The sequence below is a fragment of the Pseudomonas kitaguniensis genome, from assembly GCF_049199985.1.
GTDB lineage: Bacteria > Pseudomonadota > Gammaproteobacteria > Pseudomonadales > Pseudomonadaceae > Aquipseudomonas > Aquipseudomonas kitaguniensis.
In genome coordinates this window covers 24,823-43,754 of sequence record NZ_JBLZPT010000030.1, presented here as the reverse complement: position 1 = coordinate 43,754, position 18,932 = coordinate 24,823, and the positions used below count along the sequence as shown (strand labels likewise).

The following is an 18,932-nucleotide window of genomic DNA, read 5'->3' as shown; positions in this document are numbered from 1 at the left end:
TTTGGAGTACACAGCAGATTTGCTTTTGCTTTCTGTTGACCACATTCTGCATTGCATGAGGTGTTCATGACCCCATTGAACGGCAAGACCGCCCTGGTTACCGGCTCCACCAGCGGCATCGGCTTGGGTATCGCGCTGAGCCTGGCCAAGGCCGGCGCCAACGTTATCCTCAACGGCTTCGGCGATGCCGACGCGGTGATCGCGCAGGTGCAGGCATTTGGCGGCAAGGTCGGCCATCACCCGGCCGACGTCAGCGACCCGGCGCAGATCGCCGACATGCTCGCCTACGCCGAGCGCGAGTTCGGCGGCGTCGACATTCTGGTCAACAACGCCGGTATCCAGCACGTGGCGGCGGTGGAAGACTTCCCCGCCGAACGCTGGGATTCGATCATCGCGATCAACTTGTCGTCGGTATTCCACAGCACGCGTTTGAGCTTGCCGGGCATGAAAGCCAAAGGCTGGGGGCGCATCGTCAATGTCGCCTCGGTGCACGGTCAGGTCGGCTCGGTGGGCAAGGCCGCCTATGTGGCGGCCAAGCATGGCGTGATTGGTTTGACCAAAGTGGTGGGCCTGGAAACCGCCACCAGCAATGTCACCTGCAACGCTATTTGCCCAGGCTTTGTACTGACGCCGCTGGTGCAGAAGCAGATTGATGACCGCGCCGCCAACGGCGTGAGCCCACAGCAGGCGCAGCATGATTTGCTCGCCGAAAAACAGCCTTCGCTGGCGTTTGTGACGCCGCCGCAGTTGGGCGAGCTGGTGTTGTTTTTGTGCAGCGAGGCCGGTAGCCAGGTGCGCGGCGCCGCCTGGAATATCGACGGCGGCTGGCTTGCGCAGTAAACCCCGACCTTGCGCTAACAGGCGATCAAAGATGAAAGGTTTCAGCACTCACCCACAGTTTTGAAGACAACGTGCCACGGCGTGCTATTTTTCGGGGTAGTCAGCCGCTGCCCTCTCGCGGGATAATCGGCTTTTGTCATATTTCAGAGTGTTATGCGTAGGGTTTTTACATGAATGGAACAGTCACCGGTAGCGAAGCCGCTGCATTGATTGCGCGGCTGGACTGGGCGCAAAGCCCCCTCGGTGAGGCCAATGAGTGGCCGCAAAGCCTGCGCACGGCGGTGGACATCGTTGTCAACTCACCGATGCCGATGCTGCTGCTGTGGGGCAGCCAACTGACTCAGCTCTACAACGACGGTTTTGCTGCGCTTGCGGGTAACAAACACCCCGGCGCGATGGGCCAGCCGGCGCAAGAGACCTGGCCGGAGCTTGCAAGCTTCACCACGCCCATCTACGAAGCCGTGCTTAAGGGCCAGGTGCGCACCTTCAGCGAACAGCGCTTTGTGCTGCAACGCAATCACCGCGACACCGAGATCTGGCTGGACATGACGTACAGCCCGATCCGCGATGAAAGCGGTGCGGTCGCAGGCATTCTGGTCACCACCATCGAAACCAACGAGCGCCGCAGCAAAACCCTCGAACTGCAACAGCGCTCCGAAGACAGCCTCAAGGCCCAACACAATACCGAGCAACGCCTGCAACTGGCGCTGGCCGCTACAGACGCGGTCGGCACCTGGGATTGGGACATCGGCGAAGACCACTTTATCGCCGACGCCCACTTCGCCTACCTGCACGGCGTCGACCCGAGTGATGCCGGCCTGCTGCCGATCAGCGACTACCTGCAAGGCGTACACCCCGAAGACCGTGGCACGGTCGCCAGAAGCATCAAGCATTGCATCACCTTTGGCACCGAATACGCCGAGGAATACCGCTTGCTGCAAGCCGACGGGCAAGTGCGTTGGGTGTTTGCCCGCGGCCGTTGCTACAAGGACCCACACGGCCGCCCGGCGCGGTTTTTGGGCGCCGCGCTGGACCTGACCGAGCGCAAGCACACCGAACAGGCGTTGCGCCAAAGCCAGACCGAGTTGCAGTTGATCATTAACGCCATGCCGGTGTTGATCGGCTATGTCGACCACGAACAGCGTTTTCGCTTGAACAACAGCGCCTACCTCGACTGGTACGGCATGACCCCGCAGGAGCTGTACGGCAAGAGCATCCGCGAAGTGCTCGGCGACGAGGTGTATGCCGGGCGCGAGGATAAAATCACCGCCGCGCTCAACGGCAAGGCCTGCAGTTTTATGACCGTGACGCCGCATCACGACGGCAGGCCGCGGCATGCGTTGATGAAGTACCTGCCGCGCTTCAGCAATGACGGCTCGGTCAACGGCTTCTACATTTTTGTGATCGACGAGACCGAACGCAAACTCACCGAAGAAGCCCTGCGCCACCTCAACGAGAACCTCGAAGAGCGTGTGGCCCAGCGCACCCAGGCGCTGGCTGAGGCCAACCAGCGCCTGCAAAATGAAATGTTCGAACGCGAGCGCGCCGAAGATGCATTGCGCCATGCGCAGAAAATGGAAGCGGTGGGCCAGCTTACCGGCGGCATCGCCCACGACTTCAACAACATGCTGACGGGAATTATCGGCAGCCTGGACCTGATGCAGCGCTACATCGCCGCCGGGCGCAGTGACGAAATCGGCCGGTTTACCGAGGCCGCCGTGGCGTCCGCGCACCGTGCGGCTGCCTTGACGCACCGGCTGCTGGCGTTCTCCCGCCGCCAGTCGCTGGACCGCCAGCCGCTCGACCCCAACCAACTGGTGGCGTCGCTTGAGGAGTTATTCCGCCGCACCAAAGGCGCGCATATCGCGCTAAAAGTGCAATTGGGCAAAGACATCTGGGCGGTCAACACCGACGCCAGCCAATTGGAAAACGCCCTGCTCAACCTGGTGATCAACGCGCGCGACGCGATGCCCGACGGCGGTGAAATCCTCATCGAAACCGCCAACAGCTACCTGGACGGCACCGACATCACCACCCTCGAACCGGTCAAGGCCGGCGACTACGTGATGCTCGGCGTGTGCGACAACGGCACCGGCATGGCCCCCAAAATTCTTGCCAAGGCGTTCGACCCGTTCTTCACCACCAAGCCCATCGGCCAGGGCACCGGCCTTGGGTTGTCGATGATCTACGGGTTTGCGCAACAGTCCGGCGGCCACGTGACGATTCAAAGCGAACCCGGCCAAGGCACCTGCGTGCGCCTGTACCTGCCGCGCCTGCACGGCACTGCGCTGGAAAGCAACCTGCCGGAACATTTGGGCGAAGCGCCGCTGGCGCTGGCCGGCGAGGCTGTGGTGGTGGTCGAAGACGACCCCGCCGTGCGCATGCTGGTGGTCAATGTGCTCGACGAACTCGGCTATACCGCCCACCAGGCAGCGGATTCGCGCACGGCGCTGCCGTTGCTGGAATCGGATTTGCGCGTGGACTTGCTGGTCACCGACGTCGGCCTGCCGGGCATGAATGGCCGCCAACTGGCGGAAATCGCCCGCCAGCACCGGCCGGGCCTGCGCGTATTGTTCATGACCGGCTACGCCGAAAAAGCCGCCGAGCGCCAAGGCTTTCTGGAGGACGGCATGGACATGATAGCCAAGCCGTTTTCCGTCGACGTGCTGGCGACAAAAATCCGCGGCATGATCAACGATGATGAGTGACTTCAGGCATAATCGCGCGCCCTTACGTTTGACCGTTGCAAGGTAACCGGATGAAAGCCCAAGCCCGTCACATTCTGGTGAAAACCAGTGAAGAAGCCGAACAGCTCAAGCAGCGTATCGCCCAGGGTGAAGCGTTTGACGTGTTGGCCAAGAAACATTCGACCTGCCCGTCCGGCAAGCGCGGCGGTGATTTGGGCGAGGTTCGGCCAGGGCAGATGGTTGGGGCGATCGACGCGGTGATTTTCAAGAAACCCCTGCGCGTGGTGCACGGGCCGATCAAGAGCAAGTTTGGGTACCACTTGGTGCAGGTGTTCTACCGCGATTGAGTGTTTGGCTTGAGACTGCTATCGCAGGCAAGCCAGCTCCCACAATTGACCGCGTTTCAACTGAAGGAATGCAGTCAATGTGGGAGCCGGGCTTGCCCGCGATCCGCCGCAGGCGACCCTACACCCGCTACCTCGGAATCAGCGCACCCGGTACCTGGATAACCCGGCTGGCCAAGCGATGTCCGGCCAACGCGGCTTGCTCAGGCGAGCCTCCCGTGAGCCGGCTGGCCAAATACGCCGCACTGAACGAATCCCCCGCCGCCGTCGTGTCCACGACCTTCTCAACCTTCAACGCCGGCACCTCGAAACGCTGCCCTGCGCAGCGAATCAAACACGCATCCGCACCGCGCTTGAGCACCACTTCCTGAATCGCCGGGTACGCCGCAAACACCTGCTCACTGCCCTCATACCCAAACAACGCACGCTCGTCATCCTCCGTCAGCAAAGCCATGTCGACCTGCGCCAACACCTGCTGATACGCCGCACGCGCGGCCGCCACGCTGGCCCATAAACGCGGCCGGTAGTTGTTGTCGAATACCACCTTGCCCCCGCGTTTACGAGTTTCGATCAGCGTTTGCATTAACCGCTCACGGCCAATCTGCCCCAACACCGCCAAGGTGATGCCGCTGAAATACACCACGGCGTAATCCGGCAACGCGGCCAGGATCGGCTCGGCCGCCGGCGTGGTGAAACAGTCACGCACCGCCGCTTCGTTGCGCCAGTACAGAAACTTGCGCTCGCCATTCGCGTCCGTCTGGATGCAGTACAAACCCGGCAAACGCCCCGGCAGGCGCTGCACCAGGCCCAACCCCAAGCCTTCTTCAGCCCAGTGCTTGCACATGGCGTCGCTGAAACTGTCGTCGCCCAACGCGGTGACGTAGTCGACGCTGGCGCTGTCGCCCAGCTCACGGCGCAGGTACACCGCCGCGTTCAAGGTATCGCCGCCGAAGCTTTGATGCAGGCTGCCGTCGGCGCGGTGTTGCAGTTCGATCATGCATTCGCCGATCAGGGCGATGCGCGGTTGCGTGCTCATACTGAGGTCTCCGGTGAATGGTGGGGCCTCATCGCGAGCAAGCCCGCTGCCACAATTGACTGTATTCACACGTCCAATGTGGGAGCGGGCTTACTCGCGATAGGGGCCACTCGGTCTAAAAACAGGTGTGCAAAGACTCGATCACTTGCAGTTGCTCATCCACCAGGCAGCCCACTTGCCACTTGTCGAAGGTCAGGCAAGGGTGCGAGGTGCCGAATGAAATGATGTCGCCGATACGCAGTTCAACCCCCGGCGCCACGCGCATGAACGCGTGCTGGTCCATTACCGCCGTGACGCTGCACGCCGTCACATCATCGCCTTGCGCCGGCACAATACCGGCCCTGTAGCGCATCAGCGGCACCGGCAAACCCGCGTCATAGGCCACGTCGCGCTTGCCCAGGGCAATCACCGCAAACCCTGGCTCGGGCAACGATTGCACATGTGCCCAGACTTCCAGCGCCGGGCGCAGGCCTTCGGCCAGGTCGCTGCGACGGTCGAGCACGCAGCATTGCGCATCCTTGTAGATACCGTGGTCGTGCGCCACGTAACTGCCAGGGCGCAGCACGCTGAGGAAACGCCCCGCAGCGTTTTGCGCCTCGAAGGACTCGGCGATCAGGTCGTACCAGGCCGAACCCGATGCAGTCACAATCGGTGTGGCCAGATCGAAAGCGCCGTCGTCTTGCAGGTCCACCGCCAAGCGCACCAGGCTGGCGGCAAAGTCGCGAATGCCGCTGACAGCCTGATCACCGTGGATCACGCCTTCGTAGCCTTCGATACCGGTGAGTGCCAGCGCGGGCTGGGCCTTGATCGCCTTGGCCAGGTCGCGCACTTGCTGCTCGCTGCGGCACCCGCAGCGGCCGCCGAGCACGCCGTATTCGATCATCACGTTCAGGCGCAGGCCACGGGCGGCGAAGAACAGGCCGAGGTCAGCGACGTTGTCCGGGTGGTCGACCATGCAATGGAAGTCGAAACTCGGGTCGCCCAGCAGGTCGGCGATCAACGCCATGTTCGGCGCACCCACCAGTTGGTTGGCCATCAACACGCGGCGGATACCACCGGCATACGCGGCCCGCGTTTGTACGGCGTTCGCCAGCGTGATACCCCAGGCGCCCGCCTCGATCTGGCGCTGAAACAGCGCGGGCATCATGCTGGTTTTGCCATGGGGCGCCAGTTGCGCGCCGCTCTGGCTGACAAACTCCTGCATCCAGCGAATATTGTGTTCCAGCGCGTCACGGTGCAGCACCATGGCCGGCAGGCTGACGTCACGGACCAGGTGGGCGCCAACGGCGGCGGCGCCTTTTTCAACGGCGTTGAGGGCTGACATGCAATAGCTCCTATTCGTTAATGCGCCGGGCCAGGTGGTTGGCGCTGTCGATCAACACCCGGCGATAGTCGCTGTAATTTTTGATCGCATCGGCGCGCGGGGCGACGATGCACAAGGTCGCGATGCTGATGCCCTGGGCATCCCGCACCGGGGCGGCGAAGCAATGGGTAAAGGTGTCCGCCACACTGTCGAAGGAGAAAAAGCCATCGAGGGTGGCCTGACGAATCTGCGCAAGAAAGGTTGGCAGCGCCAAGCGCTGGCCGTCCGGCAGGATGAAGTCGTCGCTGTCGATCAAGTCGATGATTTGCTGGTCGCTCAAGTGCCCCAGCAGCAGGCGCCCGGAGGCTGTCCAAGGGATCGGCGCGTTTTCGCCGATGTCTGAAGAAATCCGAAAATGCCGCTCGCCTTCGCGCATCAGCGCCACCGTGTATTTGCGCCCGTTGAGCAGGCACATCTGCGCGGTTTCGTGGGTTTGGCTGACGATTTCCTGCAGGGCGTGGTCGGCCTCGCGGGTCAGGTCGAAATGGCGCAAGTGCGCCTGGCCAAGAAAGTACAGTTGGCGGCCGAGGTAGACGTGGCCGTCCTTGCCGACTGTTTCGAGGATGCGCCGTTCGAGCAACGAGGCGACCAGTTCGTAGACCGTGGATTTGGGGCTGCCGATGCCGCTGGCAATATCATTCGGGCGCAGCGGCTGGCCAACTTCCTTGAGAAAATCGAGGATGTCGAATGCACGGTCCAGGCCTTTGGCGCGGCGTTTGATGGTGTCTTCGGTCATGGCAGTGTGTGGTCCGGTCATAGTTGTATGCTGCACAGCGAAACCCTGTGGGAGCGGGCTTGCCCGCGATGGCGGTGGTTCAGTCGCACATGGGTTGCCTGACACTCCGTCATCGCAGGCAAGCCAGCTCCCGCAGTGGATTTTCAGTGGTCTCAAGAGAGAGGCATTTAGCCTTTTTTCTTGTAGGCCACGCAATCAATCTCAACCTTGCAATCCACCATCATGTTGGCCTGCACACAGGCACGCGCCGGTGCGTGTTCCGGGGTGAAATACTCACCGAACACCTTGTTGAAACTCCAGAAGTCGCGAGGGTCTTCCAGCCATACGCCGACGCGCACCACGTCTTTGAGCTCAAAGCCGGCCTCTTCAAGAATCGCCACCACGTTGCGCAGGGTTTGGCGGGTTTGCTCAACAATGCCGCCGCTGATGATTTCACCGTCGACCGCCGGCACCTGGCCCGAGACGTAGAGCCAGCCGTCGGCTTCCACCGCACGCGCGAAAGGGCGGGGTTGGCCACCGCCGGCGGTGCTGCCGGTGCCGTAACGAGTAATGCTCATAAAATAGCTCCTGATTAAAAACGAATGTTCTTCAAAAATTCCGCCAAGCGCGGCGATTGCGGGCGCTCGAAGATGTCCTTCGAGGTGCCCTGCTCTTCAATACGGCCCTGGTTCATGAACACGATCTTGTCCGAGACTTCGTAGGCAAACCGCATTTCGTGGGTGACCAACAACATGGTCATGCCCTCTTCCGCCAGCCCCTTGATCACGCTGAGCACTTCGCCGACCAGCTCCGGGTCGAGCGCCGAGGTGACTTCGTCGAACAGCATCAAGCTGGGGTTCATGGCGATGGCGCGGGCGATCGCCACGCGTTGTTGCTGGCCGCCCGAGAGCTGGCCGGGGAAGTGGTTGCGACGCTCCAGCAGGCCGACGCGGTCGAGCCATTTTTCAGCCAGCGCCACGGCTTCGTCCTTGCCCATTTTTTTGACCTTGAGCAGGCCGAGGGTAACGTTTTGCAGCGCGCTGAGGTGCGGGAACAAATTGAATTGCTGGAACGCCATGCCGGTCATCGCGCGGTGCTGGGCAATCACTCGCTCGGGGTGGCGCACGCGTTTGCCGGCGACGTCGCTGTAGCCGATGGACTCGCCGTCGAGAGTGATTTGCCCGCCCTGGAACTCTTCCAGCAGGTTTACGCATCGCAACAGCGTGGTTTTGCCCGAGCCGCTGGAGCCGATCAAGGTCACCACGTTACCGCGCTGCATGGACAGGTCGACGCCCTTGAGCACTTCCACTGCGCCGTACTGTTTACGCAGGCCGCGAATGTTCAGCAGCGGTTGGTTTGTAAGAGGTTGGTTCATGGCAAGGCCACCCGCTTTTCAATGTAGCGCCCGAATAACTCGATGGCGTAGTTGATGACAAAGAACAGAAACCCGGCGAACAGGTAGAACTCCAGGGTCATGAAGGTGCGCGCGATCACTTGCTGAGTGCTCAGCAGCAATTCAGCCACGCCGATCACCGAGAGCAAGGTCGAGGCCTTGACGATTTCCGTGGAAGAATTGACCCACGTGGGCAGTATCTGCCGCAGCGCCTGGGGCAACAGCACGTAAGCCAGGGACTGGTAGAACGTCAGGCCAATCGCCCTGCCCGCTTCCAGTTGCCCACGCGGTATGGCTTGCAGCGCGCCGCGCACGATTTCCGACACGTGCGAGCCACAGAACAACGTCAGCCCGACCGCACCGGCCTGGAACGCGCTGATTTGCCAACCGAGCGCCGGCAGCATGTAGAAACACGCCAGCACCAGCACAAACACCGGCGTGCCGCGGATCAGGTCGACATACAGACGAAACGGCGCGCGCATCCAGAACTTGCCGTAGGTCAGCACCAACCCGGCGACGATGCCGATCAGCGTGCCGAAAAAAATCGCCAGCGCCGAGCAATACACGCTGGTCTGAAACCCCGCCCAGAGGGTATCCCGGGCGACCCACAACTCATGCAGCCAGCTTGGGGACTCGTACATGGAACCCCTCCTTAACGACGGATCGCCAAACGCTGTTCCAGGTAACGGAGCAGCATGGCAATGAAGTAACAGGCCGCCACGTAGAGCGCGGTCGTGACCATCCAGGTTTCAATCACCCGGTAGCTTTCGACGTTGATCTTGCGGGCGTAATACGTCAGTTCCGGCACCGCGATGGCGGCGGCCAGCGAGGTGTCCTTGAACAGCGAAATAAAGTTGTTCGACAGCGCCGGCAACACGTTGCGCAGCATCACCGGCACGGTGATGTAGGCGCGAATACGCCACTCACCCAAGCCGATCGCCAAGCCGGCCTCACGCAAGCCCTTGGGAATATTCAACAGCCCGGCGCGGAATACTTCGGTGAGGTAGGCACCGGCGTACAACGACAACGTGATGATGAATGAAGGGATTTTATCCAGGCGAATGCCCAGCGACGGCAATGCAAAGTAGATCAACAGGATCAGCACGAGGATCGGTGTATTGCGGATCACCGTCACATACACCGAGGCGAACAGTCGCAACGCGCGGTGTTTGGACAGCATGGCAAACGCCATCATCAGGCCGATCACGCAGCCAATCGCGATCGACAGCAAGGCCAGTTCGAGGCCCAGACCGAGCCCCGCCAGCAAGCTGGGGAAATCACGCCACACGGCGGCAAAATTCAACTCATAGTTCATGGTCGGCAGTACCTGAAGCGGGGCGCAAAACGCAGCGCCCCCGGTTTACACGTCACTTGAATTCAACAGGAAAACCAATCGCAGGCTCTGGCAGGTCGACACCGAACCATTGCTTGAACGAGGCCTTGTAGGTGGGGAACTCCACACCGGTCATGGCTTCATGCAGCGCGGTATTGACGAAGTTCAGCCAGTCCTGGTCGCCACGCTTGACCGCGCACGCGTAGGTTTGCGGGCTCCATGCGTAGGCCGGGCTGCGGTAGCGGCCGGGGTTCTGCACCATCAGGTATTTGACCGAAGACTGGTCAGTGGCGGCGGCATCGGCGCGGCCGGAGTTGACTGCCTGGTACATCAGGTCGACGCTGTCGTATTGGTCAACCTTGGCTTTTGGCAGCGCCTGGTGCACCAGTTCTTCGGCGTAAACGTTTTGCAGCACGGCCACGGTGATGCCGTCACCTGCCGCTTGCAGGTCTTCGATTTCCTTGTACTTGCTGTTGTTCGGCAACAGCAGGCCGACGCCTTCGCGGTAGTACGGCAAGGTAAACGCCACCTGTTGCGCACGGCTGGCGGTGACGGTGATGAACTGGCAACTCATGTCGACCTTGTCGGTCAGCAAGTTGGGAATGCGTGCGTCGGACGACTGCACCACAAACTCGACCTTGCTTGGGTCGTTGAACAACCCTTTGGCCACGATGCGGCCGATGTCGATATCAAAACCCTGCAACTTGCCATCCGCTCCCTGGAAGTGCCACGGCGCATTGGTACTGCCTGTACCGACGATCAGATGCCCACGTTTGAGCACATCGTCCAGCTTGCTGCCCGCAGCCTGCACAGTGCTGGCAAGGCAAGCCGATGCGGCGAAGAGAAAAACACACGCTTTAAACACGGAAGGTCGGTGATGCATGACAAGCACTCCAGGGGTTGTGTATTCCGCTATACCGGAACTTGGTATGTAACAACGGAATAGACAGCAGAAAGTGTGCCACACGCAGTAACAGAAAAATATGACAAGGATAAAAACGTTAGAAATCAGCCAGATAAATCTTCGAGCGCAAGGCGGCGTTGCGCCAGCACTTGGCATCAAATTGCTACCCAATGCCCCAGCCTGCGGTGAAAGGCCCCACGCCAGTGCGCTATGAGGGCGTTACCGCGCACTGTTGCAGCACGCGCAGGCGTGGAAAATTCCCGGCGTTGGGCTAGCCTTGGCACATCAGCCCGACAAGGACCCGTTTGCCATGAAGCTCCGTCTCACTGTGCTTGTGTTATGCCTTCTGGCGGCCGCCAGCGCCTCGGCCAGTAACGACCGCCGCGAATGCAAAGAAGAACTGCGAAAGCTCAAGGAGGCCTTCAGCACCAACTACACCAGCCAGAACCACCATGGCTACCGGCAGGCGAAGGCCTCCAGGGACAATGAGGAATACCGCAAATGTGCCAGCCAGGCGCGCAAGGCACGCGAGCGTGTGGAGCGCGCGCAGGACGCGTGAACACCGGGCTACCTGTGAAGGTTGACAGTAGACGCGGGTGATCTGTGGACCTAGTGTCGGTCGAGCCCACTACTGCCAAGGAGTCAAACTGTGATGGTAATTGCCAGCGCAACCATTGCCAACGCAGAGGATTATCAAAGAATCCTGAGTACACCTCACCCGGTATTCTTGTTATTTGCCTCGCAACACTGCTTTGCCTGCCCGGATGCCGTGGAGTTATTCGAATTGGTCGCCGCTCGATACCCGCTCGCCGTGAGCCTGGTGCTGGACTGCGAAAACACGCCAAGACACCCCGAAGTGAGCGGTACCCCGACGCTATTGGTGTATCTCAATGGGCAATTGCAGGAAAAACTCAAGGGCTTTGGCGAGGACGAAGGCCAGGCAAAACGTCTGATGCGCACGTTCAAACGCTATGCCACAAGAGATACCCCCGCGACTACTCTCCTGCACGCCGCCGACTAATAATCGCAAGGTTTGATGCACCTTTAGCCGAGCCGCCGGCCGCCAAACCAGAGCGCTGCCCTCGCGCCGAGTGTGTGCCGATTGTGGGATCTTCAATCGCACGGCTTTACCCGGCAGCTACTTACTGGATAATGGCGGGGAGCCGCGACTGCGCATTGTCAGCGATCGGCTTCCCCTTCTGGCTTCGATGGATTTTTAAACCTGTATGGACACTTCGCCTCTTCCACAAAACCGTCTTAACATCGCAATCACCAAAATCATGGCCGGAATCAGCGCCACGCTTGGCGCCATGTGGGCACTGATCACTTATGTGTTTCCTGACCCCAGCGTATTTGGTTTTGGCTTCGTCAATTGGAAGAACCTGATCCTGCTCATCAGCGTATTTCTGTTCCTGGCAGCATTGTCTATCGGCTGGCAGGCGCGTCGTTTGCCAGAAGCGATGAAAGGCACGCTTTCGTTGATCCTTGCAGCCTTGCTGGCTGGCGGTTTTTTTACCCTCGGCAGTGAATACGCCAAACCCACCTTCGAATTCGCGCAGTCGCAAAAGATGATCGTGGAAAATGATGGGGCCAACTTGTTCGGCAAGCGTATCGAGCTGGTCGATGGCGTGCGGATCGAACTGGTGGAATGCGAGCAGATTGGCCAAGCCCCCAGTTGCGTGCTGGAACTGACCAATACCAATGTTGACCGTGATTTGCGTGGAATCAGTAATAGCACCCTGTTTGAAAAAACCGGTGGCTCGCTGGATATCGATCAGTTGCAGGTTGGTCAAACGAAAATCAAGAGCTGGAGTGATTTCCCCTTGGTGCGCAATGTGCCGACCCGCATCACCCTGATCTTCCAGCCGGTACGCGGCAAGCTGGAGAGTATTCCCGCACTCAAGGTCAAGTTCCGCAGCCTCAAAGGCGAGGACAACGTGGTGAAGTTCAGTGATGTAGCGGTTAACTGAAGAGCACGGGCATGATCGATGAGTCTTGTACCGCTCGCGCAGGCCACCTCGGGACGGCAGCCTGACCATTGCGTTTCGCGCTATTCAGTGGATGCTTCATCTTCATGGCCCAACGCATCTGAATGATGACTCAGACACACGCAGGCAGCGATGCACTATCAATCTGCATCGCTGCGCTGCCGGTCAAGCAGCCTCAGCCCGACGCAAAAGCACTTGAGTCACCCGCCGCTCCTCCACCGCCGCCACGGTAAGGCGCCAGCCTTCATGCTCAAGACTGTCGCCCACCACTGGCAGGCGGTCGATCAGGCTCATGACCAAGCCCGCCAGGGTTTGATAGTCCTCGGTGGCGACGGCTTTGAAGTCGGTGCGCTGGCGAACCAGGTTCAGGTTCAAGGCGCCGTTGGCGCGAAACCCATCACCTTCCTCGACAATGTCCGGCCCTTCGATTTCGCTGGCATCGGGTAACTCACCGGCGATGGATTCGAGGATGTCGGTCATGCTCAACACACCCATGAAGTCGCCGAACTCGTTGATCACGAAGGCAATGTGCGTCGATTCCTGACGCATTTGCTCCAAGGCGTTGAGAATCGAAAAACTCTCCAGCAGGTTGATCGCACGGCGTGCCAAGTGCTCAAGGTTAGGCTCGGTGCCGGCCAGGTATTCCTTGAGCAGCTCCTTTTTGTGCACAAACCCCAAGGGCTCGTCGACCGCGCCGTTGCGAATCAATGGCAGCCGCGAGTAAGGCGAGTGCATCAACTTCAGGCGGATAGTTTCGGCGTCGTCGGCCAAATCAATACAGTCGACCTTGGCGCGCGGCGTCATCAGCGTGCGGATCGGCCGCTCGGCCAATTGCAACACGCCACTGATCATCACGCGTTCGCGCCGATCAAACAGTGGGCCTTGGGTAGCGTCGGGCTCGCCGAGCAAGTCAGCCACCTCCTCACCCACTTCCTCCACCGCCAGGCTGCGGCCGCCGAGCAAGCGCATCACCGCATGCGCGGTGCGTTCGCGCACCGGCAACACGCCTTGCGCCGACTTCTTGCGGCGCGAACGGGCAATCTGGTTGAACATTTCGATCAGAATCGAGAAACCAATCGCCGCGTACAGGTAGCCTTTCGGAATATGGAAGCCCAAGCCTTCGGCGGTCAGGGCAAAACCAATCATCATCAAAAAGCCCAGGCACAGCATGATCACCGTCGGGTGCGCATTGACGAACCGCGTGAGCGGCTTGCTCGCGACGATCATCAGGCCGATGGACACGATCACCGCGATCATCATCACCGCCAGCTCATCGACCATGCCGACGGCGGTAATCACCGCGTCGAGCGAGAACACCGCGTCGAGCACCACGATCTGCGCGACGATCGGCCAGAACATCGCATAGGCCACATTGCCCGAGCGCTGCGCCACATGCCCTTCAAGACGTTCGTGCAATTCCATGGTGGCCTTGAACAGCAGGAACACACCCCCGAACAGCATGATCAGGTCGCGGCCCGAGAAGCTCTTGTCGAACACCTCGAACAGCGGCTGAGTGAGCGTGACCAACCAGGAAATACTCGCCAGCAAGCCGAGGCGCATCAACAGCGCCAGGGACAAACCGATCAAGCGCGCCCGGTCACGCTGCTCCGGCGGCAACTTGTCGGCCAAAATCGCGATAAACACCAGGTTGTCGATGCCCAGCACCAGCTCCAGCACAATCAACGTCAACAAGCCGAGCCAGGCCGTTGGGTCCGCTAACCATTCCATTTATAGGGTCTCTTTATTGATATTCAGAATGCCGGGCACGGCAAAGCGCGGTCAGTCGACCGGGGCACGGTTAGCCGTGGGTATTGGGGGTACTTCAGCGGGAACAGCGGCAGTGGCGGTCTTGAGGAAAGACGACTGGGAGGCTCCGAGAGGGTGTTCATGCAAGTCCTGCACTGAGAAAAGGACTTGAATCGTACAACCGAAACACGGATTTCCTACAACGCAAAACTATTACAAAATCTGTAAGCGCAACAGCGATGATCGCTCCCACGCTCTGTGGGAACGATCGACTCGCACACGGCTTGATCTGTGTTGAATCAAGGCTTTCGGGTGGCGTCGTCCAGCGCCAGAATCGTGTGCGCGTTGGTCACCGTGGTCGCCAGCGTGTTGATCACGCCCGAGCGCAGTGCGCCAAGCGTCGCCGCGGCCTTGGTGTTCTCGCTGGCAATCGCGACCACGTCCGGGATGCGAAACAGCTCTTGCACCGTCAGCCCGATCACCCGCCCTTGAATCGCGTTGACCGCAGGCTGGCCGTGGATGTCGATAAAGTCGTAGCCCATCATGTCGCCGACGGTGCCGGACAAGCGCGCCTGGGCAATTTCCTGCGGCGAGAACCAGCCCATGCGCACCATGTTGCTGTTTTCGCTCATGTCGCCGATGCCGATCAGCGCAATGTCCGCGCGTCGCGCCCGGTCCAGCGTCGAACGCACCGTGTCGTTGTTGATCAACACCCCACGCAGCTCCGGGTTGGCCACCAGCGCCGGGGCGTACAGGCTTTCGCTTTCGCCGCCAAAACGCAGGGCCAGGCGCCGGCAGATATGGTCGGGGTTCATGTACTCACCGGCCTTGAGCGAACCGCCGATGGCGCAGACAAATGTGCAATTGCGCGTCACCGGCAAAAACACGTTATCGGCCACCGCACCGACGTTGCGCCCCATGCCCACGGCGACGATCATGCCGTCGCTCAGGGTCTTGTTCAGGTAGTTGGCGACCAGGCTGGCGACGGCCGAGCGCTGCGTGTCGGGGTCGCTGTGGTCGACGGCGATCAAGGCGCGGTCGAGCTTGAAGCGTTCGACCAGCGCCCGCTCCAATTCGTTGTTCATCGCCGGGTGCTGCAGCACGCGCACCTCGACAATGCCTTCATCGCGCGCACGTTTGAGCAAGCGGCTGACTTTAGCGCGCGACAGGTCGAAGCGCTTGGCAATCGCCTCCTGAGTGACGTTCTCAAGGTAATAGAGCATCGCCACTTCGGTCATTTGATCGATATCGCTGGCGATACGCTGGGTACTGTCACTCATGGGGACGGGCTTCCGTTTCGACGTCAAAGGCGCATTCTCCCGACTCTTGCCCCGTGCCGTCCACTATTGATGCCCATCGCGCTCGATCGCATTGATGCGCTCGACCTTGGCCCCGGAGCGCGCCGCTTCGAACTCCGATTCAAGGAACGACTTGACCACGCTTTTGGCCAGCTCCGCGCCGATCACCCGCGCGCCGATGGACAGGATCTGCGCATCGTTGCTCTTGCGCGCGCGCTCCGCCGAATAGGTGTCGTGGGCCTGTGCCGCGCGAATGCCGAGCACCTTGTTGGCCGAAATCGCCATGCCGATCCCGGTGCCGCACACCAGCACGCCCAGCCGTTGCTGCCCGGCATTAATCGCGCTGGCCACGGCCAGGGCGATGTCCGGGTAAAGCACCGGCGCGGTGGAATGGGTGCCGAAGTCGGTCACCGGGTAACCCAGCGCCTCGATGTGGCGCCTCAACAGCTCTTTGAGCTCAAAACCCGCTTCATCGCATCCGATAGCCACCGGGAAAGGTGTGTTCATGGCGTCTGGCTCCGCTGCCGTGATCGTATTTTAGAATGATCATATGATCACTCTGTGAAATTTCATTCAGTCATTTCTCAAGTATTCACTCGCTTCTGTCAAGCGAGTTTTAGCTGACTTGGCAGTCAAAGCCCTATAAGCAGGCGTTATTGACAGTCGAGTTGAGATTTACAGGTTTTATCTGAAAGAGATTGACTGATCAGAATTTCATTTGATACACATATGATCACAGCGAAACATGACTGTGCGACCTAATAAGAATTCACAGCACGAGGACACGCCAATGGCCACGCCATTACTGCTCCAGGCTGAACACGTCGCCAAGGCTTACGCCGGGGTGCCTGCCCTGCGTGACGGGCGCCTCTCCCTGCGGGCCGGCAGCGTTCACGCGCTGTGTGGCGGCAATGGCGCAGGCAAGTCGACCTTCCTGAACATTTTAATGGGCATCACCGCGCGGGATGCCGGCAGCATTTTGCTCAACGGCGCGCCCGTGCAGTTCAACCGCCCGAGTGAAGCGCTGGCGGCGGGGATCGCGATGATCACCCAAGAGCTGGAACCCATCCCCTACATGAGCGTCGCCGAAAACATATGGTTGGGCCGCGAGCCGCGCCGCGCCGGCTGCATCGTCGACAGCAAGGCGCTCAACCAACGCACCCGCGAGCTGCTCGACAGCCTGGAGTTTGAGGTCGACGCCAGCAGCCCCATGCATCGCCTGAGCGTGGCGCAAATTCAACTGGTGGAAATCGCCAAAGCGTTCAGCCATGACTGCCAAGTGATGATCATGGACGAACCGACCTCGGCCATCGGCGAACGCGAGGCCGAAACGCTGTTCAAGGCCATCCGCCGCCTCACTGCGCGCGGCGCTGGCATCGTGTATGTGTCGCACCGCTTGAGCGAACTGGCGCAGATCGCCGATGACTACAGCATCTTTCGCGATGGCGCCTTTGTCGAAAGCGGGCGCATGGCCGACATCGACCGCAACCACCTGGTGCGCGGCATTGTCGGCCAGGAACTGACGCGCATCGACCACAAGGTCGGCCGCGAATGTGCCGCCACCACTTGCCTGCAAGTCGACCACCTGAGCCGCAATGGCGAGTTCCACGACATCAGCCTGCAACTGCGCCAGGGTGAAATTCTCGGCATTTATGGCCTGATGGGCTCAGGGCGCAGCGAGTTCCTCAATTGCATTTACGGCCTCACGGTCGCGGACGCAGGCAGCGTGACCCTGCAAGGCAAACCGATGCCCATCGGCATGCCCAAAGCGACGATCAGCGCCGGTATGTCGCTGGTCACCGAAGACCGCAAAGACAGCGGCCTGATACTTACCGGCAGCATTCTGTCGAACATTGCGTTGTCGGCCTACAAGCGCCTGTCGAGCTGGTCGCTGATCAATGCGCGCAAGGAAACCGAACTGGCACAAGAGATGGTCAAGCGCCTGCAGATCAAGGCGACCTCACTGGCGTTGCCGGTGGCCTCGATGAGCGGCGGCAATCAGCAAAAAGTCGTGCTCGCCAAATGCCTGTCGACCGAGCCGGTGTGCCTGCTGTGCGATGAGCCGACACGCGGCATTGATGAGGGCGCCAAGCAGGAGATTTATCACCTGCTGGACCAGTTTGTGCGCGCCGGCGGCGCGGCCATTGTGGTGTCGTCCGAAGCCCCGGAATTGCTCCACCTGAGTGATCGCATCGCGGTATTCAAAGGCGGCCGGCTGGTGACCATCAGCAGCGACACCGCCCTTTCCCAGGAAGCCTTGTTGAGTCTTGCCTCATGACTGCCAAAACCCTGACTGCACCGATTACTGCCGCGCCGCGCAACCGCCTGCGGGTGTCCCTCGACCGCTTTGGCCTGCCGCTGGTGTTTATTTTGCTGTGCGTGGTGATGGCGTTTTCCAGCGAATACTTCATGACTTGGCGCAACTGGATGGATATTTTGCGCCAGACCTCGATCAACGGCATCCTCGCCGTGGGCATGACCTACGTGATCCTGACCAAGGGCATCGACTTGTCGGTGGGCTCGATCCTGGCCTTTGCCGGGCTGTGCAGCGCCATGGTCGCAACCCAGGGCTACGGCGTGCTGGCGGCGGCGAGTGCGGGGATGTTTGCCGGCGCGATGCTCGGTGTGGTCAACGGTTTTATGGTCGCCAACCTGTCGATCCCACCGTTCGTGGCCACCCTCGGCATGCTCAGCATCGCGCGCGGCATGACCTTCATCCTCAACGACGGCAGCCCGATTACCGACCTGCCCGACGCTTACCTGGCACTCGGTATCGGCAAGATCGGCCCGATTGGCGTGCCCATCGTGATCTTCGCCGTGGTCGCGCTGCTGTTCTGGATGGTGCTGCGCTACACCACTTACGGCCGTTATGTGTACGCGGTGGGCGGCAATGAAAAGAGCGCGCGCACCTCGGGCATCGGTGTGCGCAAGGTCATGTTTTCGGTGTACGTGGTCTCGGGTTTGCTCGCAGGCCTGGCCGGCGTGGTGTTGTCGGCACGCACCACCTCTGCCCTGCCCCAAGCCGGGGTTTCCTATGAGCTGGACGCGATTGCCGCAGTGGTCATCGGCGGCACCAGTCTGTCGGGCGGCACCGGCAGCATTGTCGGCACGCTGTTTGGCGCGCTGCTGATCGGCGTGATCAATAACGGGCTGAACCTGCTCGGGGTTTCGTCTTATTACCAACAGGTCGCCAAGGGCCTGATCATCGTGTTCGCAGTACTGATAGACGTGTGGCGCAAGAAAAAACGCTAGTCGCTTTTGCTCAAAAAAATGAACTGAACGACC

At 60.4% G+C, this 18,932-nt stretch carries 19 protein-coding genes; 8 read left to right on the top strand and 11 right to left on the bottom strand.

The window, feature by feature from the left end; translation table 11 throughout:
- The first annotated feature begins 66 nt into the window (after positions 1-66).
- The 3 genes from ACOZK9_RS24790 to ACOZK9_RS24780 all read left to right on the top strand — a co-directional run bounded on the left by ACOZK9_RS24790 (position 67) and on the right by ACOZK9_RS24780 (position 3,874).
- Positions 67-840, top strand: a complete 774-nt coding sequence (locus ACOZK9_RS24790) for a 3-hydroxybutyrate dehydrogenase (RefSeq protein ID WP_058412595.1) — start codon at positions 67-69, stop codon at positions 838-840.
- Between the two features lie 170 nt (positions 841-1,010).
- On the top strand, positions 1,011-3,548 hold the full coding sequence (locus ACOZK9_RS24785; RefSeq protein ID WP_058412596.1) for a PAS domain-containing protein: 2,538 nt from the start codon (positions 1,011-1,013) through the stop codon (positions 3,546-3,548).
- A 50-nt stretch (positions 3,549-3,598) separates the two neighbouring features.
- Positions 3,599-3,874 carry a peptidylprolyl isomerase gene (locus tag ACOZK9_RS24780; protein WP_058412597.1) on the top strand — a complete coding sequence of 92 codons (276 nt, stop codon included), beginning with the start codon at positions 3,599-3,601 and terminating at the stop codon, positions 3,872-3,874.
- Positions 3,875-4,001: 127 nt separating this feature from the next.
- Here the strand turns inward: ACOZK9_RS24780 and ACOZK9_RS24775 are convergent, their stop codons facing one another.
- From ACOZK9_RS24775 to ACOZK9_RS24740, 8 genes are all read right to left on the bottom strand, one after another.
- Complete coding sequence (locus ACOZK9_RS24775; protein WP_421556806.1) at positions 4,002-4,907, bottom strand: sugar kinase; 906 nt, start codon at positions 4,905-4,907, stop codon at positions 4,002-4,004.
- Between the two features lie 115 nt (positions 4,908-5,022).
- Complete coding sequence (locus tag ACOZK9_RS24770) at positions 5,023-6,231, bottom strand: amino acid deaminase (RefSeq protein ID WP_421556805.1); 1,209 nt, start codon at positions 6,229-6,231, stop codon at positions 5,023-5,025.
- Between the two features lie 10 nt (positions 6,232-6,241).
- Positions 6,242-7,006, bottom strand: coding sequence for an IclR family transcriptional regulator (locus ACOZK9_RS24765; RefSeq protein ID WP_058412600.1), 765 nt, complete (start codon positions 7,004-7,006; stop codon positions 6,242-6,244).
- Positions 7,007-7,173: 167 nt separating this feature from the next.
- The gene (locus ACOZK9_RS24760) at positions 7,174-7,563 is read right to left on the bottom strand and encodes a RidA family protein (protein WP_058412601.1); all 390 of its coding nucleotides are present in this window, start codon (positions 7,561-7,563) and stop codon (positions 7,174-7,176) included.
- A gap of 14 nt (positions 7,564-7,577) precedes the next feature.
- A complete protein-coding gene (locus ACOZK9_RS24755; protein WP_058412602.1) occupies positions 7,578-8,360 on the bottom strand; it encodes an amino acid ABC transporter ATP-binding protein in 783 nt (260 codons plus the stop codon).
- Positions 8,357-9,019 carry an amino acid ABC transporter permease gene (locus ACOZK9_RS24750; RefSeq protein WP_058412603.1) on the bottom strand — a complete coding sequence of 221 codons (663 nt, stop codon included), beginning with the start codon at positions 9,017-9,019 and terminating at the stop codon, positions 8,357-8,359. Before ACOZK9_RS24750 ends, ACOZK9_RS24755 begins: the two co-directional genes overlap by 4 nt.
- Positions 9,020-9,030: 11 nt before the next feature.
- Positions 9,031-9,693 (bottom strand): amino acid ABC transporter permease, encoded by a 663-nt coding sequence (locus tag ACOZK9_RS24745; protein ID WP_421556804.1) that lies wholly within the window; start codon positions 9,691-9,693, stop codon positions 9,031-9,033.
- Positions 9,694-9,745: 52 nt separating this feature from the next.
- Positions 9,746-10,594 carry a transporter substrate-binding domain-containing protein gene (locus ACOZK9_RS24740; RefSeq protein WP_058412605.1) on the bottom strand — a complete coding sequence of 283 codons (849 nt, stop codon included), beginning with the start codon at positions 10,592-10,594 and terminating at the stop codon, positions 9,746-9,748.
- A gap of 331 nt (positions 10,595-10,925) precedes the next feature.
- Here ACOZK9_RS24740 and ACOZK9_RS24735 point away from each other — a divergent pair, with 331 nt between their 5' ends.
- From ACOZK9_RS24735 to ACOZK9_RS24725, 3 genes are all read left to right on the top strand, one after another.
- Positions 10,926-11,174 (top strand): hypothetical protein, encoded by a 249-nt coding sequence (locus ACOZK9_RS24735; RefSeq protein ID WP_058412606.1) that lies wholly within the window; start codon positions 10,926-10,928, stop codon positions 11,172-11,174.
- Between the two features lie 93 nt (positions 11,175-11,267).
- Positions 11,268-11,636, top strand: coding sequence for a thioredoxin family protein (locus ACOZK9_RS24730; RefSeq protein ID WP_058412607.1), 369 nt, complete (start codon positions 11,268-11,270; stop codon positions 11,634-11,636).
- A gap of 205 nt (positions 11,637-11,841) precedes the next feature.
- Positions 11,842-12,585, top strand: coding sequence for a hypothetical protein (locus ACOZK9_RS24725; RefSeq protein ID WP_058412608.1), 744 nt, complete (start codon positions 11,842-11,844; stop codon positions 12,583-12,585).
- A gap of 183 nt (positions 12,586-12,768) precedes the next feature.
- Here ACOZK9_RS24725 and ACOZK9_RS24720 read toward each other — a convergent pair whose 3' ends face one another.
- The 3 genes from ACOZK9_RS24720 to rpiB form a co-directional block, all read right to left on the bottom strand.
- Positions 12,769-14,331 carry a TerC family protein gene (locus tag ACOZK9_RS24720; RefSeq protein ID WP_421556803.1) on the bottom strand — a complete coding sequence of 521 codons (1,563 nt, stop codon included), beginning with the start codon at positions 14,329-14,331 and terminating at the stop codon, positions 12,769-12,771.
- Positions 14,332-14,648: 317 nt separating this feature from the next.
- Positions 14,649-15,629 carry a sugar-binding transcriptional regulator gene (locus tag ACOZK9_RS24715; protein WP_058412610.1) on the bottom strand — a complete coding sequence of 327 codons (981 nt, stop codon included), beginning with the start codon at positions 15,627-15,629 and terminating at the stop codon, positions 14,649-14,651.
- A 63-nt stretch (positions 15,630-15,692) separates the two neighbouring features.
- Positions 15,693-16,154 carry a ribose 5-phosphate isomerase B gene (gene rpiB / locus ACOZK9_RS24710; RefSeq protein WP_058412611.1) on the bottom strand — a complete coding sequence of 154 codons (462 nt, stop codon included), beginning with the start codon at positions 16,152-16,154 and terminating at the stop codon, positions 15,693-15,695.
- A 283-nt stretch (positions 16,155-16,437) separates the two neighbouring features.
- Between rpiB and ACOZK9_RS24705 the strand changes: the two genes are divergently transcribed.
- Complete coding sequence (locus ACOZK9_RS24705; RefSeq protein WP_058412612.1) at positions 16,438-17,925, top strand: sugar ABC transporter ATP-binding protein; 1,488 nt, start codon at positions 16,438-16,440, stop codon at positions 17,923-17,925.
- Positions 17,922-18,899, top strand: a complete 978-nt coding sequence (locus ACOZK9_RS24700; RefSeq protein ID WP_058412613.1) for an ABC transporter permease — start codon at positions 17,922-17,924, stop codon at positions 18,897-18,899. Before ACOZK9_RS24705 ends, ACOZK9_RS24700 begins: the two co-directional genes overlap by 4 nt.
- The last annotated feature ends 33 nt before the right edge of the window (positions 18,900-18,932 follow it).

What these genes read in the sequence shown, in the direction of transcription:
- ACOZK9_RS24725 (WP_058412608.1), top strand. Translation starts at nt 11,842, where the DNA reads ATGGACACTTCGCCTCTTCCACAAAACCGTCTTAACATCGCAATCACC.
- ACOZK9_RS24735 (WP_058412606.1), top strand. Translation starts at nt 10,926, where the DNA reads ATGAAGCTCCGTCTCACTGTGCTTGTGTTATGCCTTCTGGCGGCCGCC.
- ACOZK9_RS24760 (WP_058412601.1), bottom strand. Translation starts at nt 7,563, where the DNA reads ATGAGCATTACTCGTTACGGCACCGGCAGCACCGCCGGCGGTGGCCAA.
- ACOZK9_RS24755 (WP_058412602.1), bottom strand. Translation starts at nt 8,360, where the DNA reads ATGAACCAACCTCTTACAAACCAACCGCTGCTGAACATTCGCGGCCTG.
- ACOZK9_RS24705 (WP_058412612.1), top strand. Translation starts at nt 16,438, where the DNA reads ATGGCCACGCCATTACTGCTCCAGGCTGAACACGTCGCCAAGGCTTAC.
- ACOZK9_RS24790 (WP_058412595.1), top strand. Translation starts at nt 67, where the DNA reads ATGACCCCATTGAACGGCAAGACCGCCCTGGTTACCGGCTCCACCAGC.
- ACOZK9_RS24720 (WP_421556803.1), bottom strand. Translation starts at nt 14,331, where the DNA reads ATGGAATGGTTAGCGGACCCAACGGCCTGGCTCGGCTTGTTGACGTTG.
- ACOZK9_RS24740 (WP_058412605.1), bottom strand. Translation starts at nt 10,594, where the DNA reads ATGCATCACCGACCTTCCGTGTTTAAAGCGTGTGTTTTTCTCTTCGCC.
- ACOZK9_RS24765 (WP_058412600.1), bottom strand. Translation starts at nt 7,006, where the DNA reads ATGACCGAAGACACCATCAAACGCCGCGCCAAAGGCCTGGACCGTGCA.
- ACOZK9_RS24775 (WP_421556806.1), bottom strand. Translation starts at nt 4,907, where the DNA reads ATGAGCACGCAACCGCGCATCGCCCTGATCGGCGAATGCATGATCGAA.
- ACOZK9_RS24745 (WP_421556804.1), bottom strand. Translation starts at nt 9,693, where the DNA reads ATGAACTATGAGTTGAATTTTGCCGCCGTGTGGCGTGATTTCCCCAGC.
- rpiB (WP_058412611.1), bottom strand. Translation starts at nt 16,154, where the DNA reads ATGAACACACCTTTCCCGGTGGCTATCGGATGCGATGAAGCGGGTTTT.
- ACOZK9_RS24715 (WP_058412610.1), bottom strand. Translation starts at nt 15,629, where the DNA reads ATGAGTGACAGTACCCAGCGTATCGCCAGCGATATCGATCAAATGACC.
- ACOZK9_RS24700 (WP_058412613.1), top strand. Translation starts at nt 17,922, where the DNA reads ATGACTGCCAAAACCCTGACTGCACCGATTACTGCCGCGCCGCGCAAC.
- ACOZK9_RS24770 (WP_421556805.1), bottom strand. Translation starts at nt 6,231, where the DNA reads ATGTCAGCCCTCAACGCCGTTGAAAAAGGCGCCGCCGCCGTTGGCGCC.
- ACOZK9_RS24785 (WP_058412596.1), top strand. Translation starts at nt 1,011, where the DNA reads ATGAATGGAACAGTCACCGGTAGCGAAGCCGCTGCATTGATTGCGCGG.
- ACOZK9_RS24730 (WP_058412607.1), top strand. Translation starts at nt 11,268, where the DNA reads ATGGTAATTGCCAGCGCAACCATTGCCAACGCAGAGGATTATCAAAGA.
- ACOZK9_RS24780 (WP_058412597.1), top strand. Translation starts at nt 3,599, where the DNA reads ATGAAAGCCCAAGCCCGTCACATTCTGGTGAAAACCAGTGAAGAAGCC.
- ACOZK9_RS24750 (WP_058412603.1), bottom strand. Translation starts at nt 9,019, where the DNA reads ATGTACGAGTCCCCAAGCTGGCTGCATGAGTTGTGGGTCGCCCGGGAT.